We start from the raw sequence: 3,268 nt of genomic DNA on the forward strand, positions 1-3,268 counted from the left end.
TATGGGTCAATATTCGATGCAAATCTCCGGGTCAGGTGGGTCAGAATTCAGTGCAAAACAACAGGACAAGATCTGGAACAACGGGTTCCGGCAGATCACGACCAGTACAAAGCCCATCAAGACTCCTGCCGACCTCCAGGGGATGAAAATCCGGGTGCCGGGTGGTCGTCTCTGGATCTCGCTGTTCAAGTCGCTTTCCGCAGCCCCCGCGTCGATCAGCTTCAACGAGGTCTATTCCTCGTTGCAGACAAAGGTCGTCGACGGACAGGAGAACGCGCTCGCTGTGGTAGACGCCGCGAAGCTCTATGAAGTCCAGAAATACTGCTCGATGACGAACCACATGTGGGACGGCTACTGGTTGCTGGGCAACAAGACAGCGTGGGAAAAAATGCCGCCCACCGTCCGTGACATCGTCTCAAAGCACCTTAATGCGGGCGCACTGAAGCAACGACAAGACGTGATCCAGTTGAACGCCTCCCTGCAAAAGACGCTTGCGGGCAAAGGGCTTGCGTTTAACACCGCTGACGCGAACGCGTTCCGCCAAACCCTGAAATCCGCGAACTTCTACACGGAGCAGAAGCAATTCTTCGGCGACGAAGAGTGGAGTCTCATGGAGAAATACACGGGGAAGCTGGCATGAGAACGCAAATGCTGAAAGACGTGGATGACGCGCTCGAACAACAGACCAGCGCAACCGTCCACCACACGACGAAGACGATGCCCCGCTGGCTGTCCCGTGTGGACTTCGCACTCGGCGTAATCGTCTCTGTGCCGGCGGCACTGCTGGTGCTAGCAGAAATTATCCTGCTTTTCAGCGGCGTTGTGGCCCGTTATGTCCTGCACCACCCGTTAATCTGGAGCGACGAACTCGCTGCCATCCTGTTTCTCTGGCTCGCCATGACAGGTGCCGCTACGGCGTTGCACCGAGGAAGCCACATGCGCATGACGGCACTGGTCAACCGCATGGGCGAGCACTGGGATCCGTTCTGGGACACCATTTCGATGGTGGCGAGCATGCTCTTTCTCGGACTCGTACTTGTTCCGTCGATCGCTTACATCAAGCAGCAGTGGGACATTCTGACCCCGACAATGGAGATCAATGACGGCCTACGCGTCGCGGCTATCATCTTCGGGATTGTGTCGATGCTGCTGATCTGCGTGGTCAAGCTGTTAGCAATCGGCTGGAAGACTGCTATCACTGGGATTGTGGTGTCGCTAGTGACTGTGTTTGCGCTGGAACATGCAGGACCGGTTTTGCAATCGCTTGGAAACCTGAACCTGGTGATTTTCTTCGTGGGTGTGGTCGGTTTCACCGTCCTGAGCGGAATGCCTATCGCTTTCTCCTTCGGTCTTTCCGTGTTTGCTTATCTTTCGATGTCAACCGCCATGCCGTTGGAAATTGTCGTCAGCCGCATGGACGAAGGAATGTCTCAAATCCTTCTGTTGGCTGTGCCGATGTTTATTTTCCTCGGGCTTCTCATTGAGATGACAGGGATGGCACGGGCGATGATCAACTTCCTGGCATCGTTGCTGGGTCACGTTCGGGGTGGCCTCTCATATGTTCTGGTTGGCGCGATGTATCTGATTTCCGGGATTTCCGGTTCAAAGGCGGCCGATATGGCGGCCGTTGCTCCGATTCTGTTCCCTGAGATGAAGAAGCGTGGCGAGAATCCCGGCGAGCTCGTCGCACTGCTATCGGCAACCGGCGCACAGACCGAAACGGTTCCGCCAAGCATCGTGCTCATCACGATCGGATCGGTTACTGGCGTATCAATCTCTGCGCTTTTTACCGGTGGTCTGTTGCCGGGGCTCGTACTGGCGTTCATGTTGTGCATGCTTGTCTGGTGGCGGGCCCGAAAATTCGAGCCCACGTCCTCCACGAGGGCCGCGTGGTCCCTGGTCGGAAAGGCTTTTGTGGTATCGATCCCGGCCTTGGCCCTTCCGGTTGTCATCCGCGTGGCTGTGGTGGAATGCGTAGCAACGGCAACGGAAGTTTCGACAGTCGGCATCGCGTATTCTGTTGTCGCCGGGCTCATGGTGTATCGATGCTTTGACTGGAAGCGTGTTGGCCCCATGCTCGTGGAGACGGCCGCTCTTTCCGGTGCGATCCTCATCATCATTGGTACGGCTACAGCGATGGCGTGGGCGCTCACACAGTCCGGCTTCTCTCACGGACTGGCGGATTTCATGCAGAATCTGCCAGGGGGCGCGTTCACCTTCATGGTTGTGTCAATCTTCATGTTCATCATCCTGGGCAGCGTCCTCGAGGGAATACCAGCCATCGTGCTCTTCGGGCCGTTACTTTTCCCCATTGCCCGAGCGGTTGGCATCCATGAAGTTCAATACGCGATGGTCGTCATTCTTTCGATGGGTTTGGGGCTGTTCTCACCGCCGTTCGGGGTCGGCTATTACGGCGCGTGCGCGGTCAGCAAGATCTCGGCGAACCTGGGCATCCGTCCGATCATGGGTTATATGGCTGCACTGTTCATTGGCATCGTGGTCATCGCAGCGGTACCATGGATTTCGACCGGCTTTCTGAAAAGCTAAAAGGCGCCTACACGCAGAAATCGAAGAGGCTGGACCCACGTCCAGCCTTTTTTGTTTGGTGCGCCCAGCATGGGCGCGCTCTTGTGGGTGCAAGTCCCACCGCAAATTGATCACAGCGAGCGAAGCAAAGCGCAACTGCATGAGGGTGACCGAGTGTGTGGAGGAAGCGTGTAGCGAAACTGCGAGCCGATGAACAAGAACCGGACAGAAGGCGGTGCCGACCAGGGCGAGCGGGCCAAAAACCGCAAAGCTCTCGTGATCAAGGGGAGGCAGCGTAGATCCGGCGGAATCTGCGTCACCGGTTGCGTGCCATTCAGCTCAAACACTAGCAATCTGTCCCACTGGGATCCGCAACTCATCGAGCACCTGCGCAACCTGCTCAAGGGCGGCGTCAACAGCGTGCTGACCATCGCGTACTTCGATCGGCTGGGCGTGCCTCGACTCTCATAACCTCAACTTCCCGAACCGCCCGGTGCGGACCTGCATGCCGGGTGGTGTGGCAGGGGTACGGCCTCATGGCCGTCCCCTATGCCGATGACGTCGCTTCGGGGCATCAGGCGATCGTGGCGATGTTGATAAGTTGATAAGGCCATGAGATGGTGGGAAGCAACTATCGCCAGCGCGGATTGGACACGGCGTCAGTGCGTTCCCGCCAGTATCAAGTTGCGGAACAAGAGAACAGAACGGTGCCTTCAACAAGCTCGCCTGCGCCGGCCGATAG

Annotated in this window: 3 protein-coding genes; all 3 read left to right on the forward strand. The window is 57.2% G+C overall.

The window, feature by feature from the left end:
• The coding region (locus PQR02_RS39965; protein WP_408243317.1) for a TRAP transporter substrate-binding protein at positions 1–640 on the forward strand (640 nt) is incomplete at its 5' end.
• Positions 641–717: 77 nt separating this feature from the next.
• Positions 718–2,547 (forward strand): TRAP transporter large permease, encoded by a 1,830-nt coding sequence (locus tag PQR02_RS39970; RefSeq protein WP_408243319.1) that lies wholly within the window; start codon positions 718–720, stop codon positions 2,545–2,547.
• 189 nt (positions 2,548–2,736) lie between these two features.
• Positions 2,737–2,997 carry a hypothetical protein gene (locus PQR02_RS39975; RefSeq protein WP_408243318.1) on the forward strand — a complete coding sequence of 87 codons (261 nt, stop codon included), beginning with the start codon at positions 2,737–2,739 and terminating at the stop codon, positions 2,995–2,997.
• Positions 2,998–3,268 lie beyond the last annotated feature (271 nt).

The sequence above is a fragment of the Paraburkholderia sediminicola genome (assembly GCF_046026895.1).
Taxonomy (GTDB): domain Bacteria; phylum Pseudomonadota; class Gammaproteobacteria; order Burkholderiales; family Burkholderiaceae; genus Paraburkholderia; species Paraburkholderia sediminicola_C.

Excerpts from the sequence above, each read along its gene's own strand:
- PQR02_RS39975 (WP_408243318.1), top strand. The coding sequence starts at position 2,737 with ATGAACAAGAACCGGACAGAAGGCGGTGCCGACCAGGGCGAGCGGGCC.
- PQR02_RS39970 (WP_408243319.1), top strand. The coding sequence starts at position 718 with ATGCCCCGCTGGCTGTCCCGTGTGGACTTCGCACTCGGCGTAATCGTC.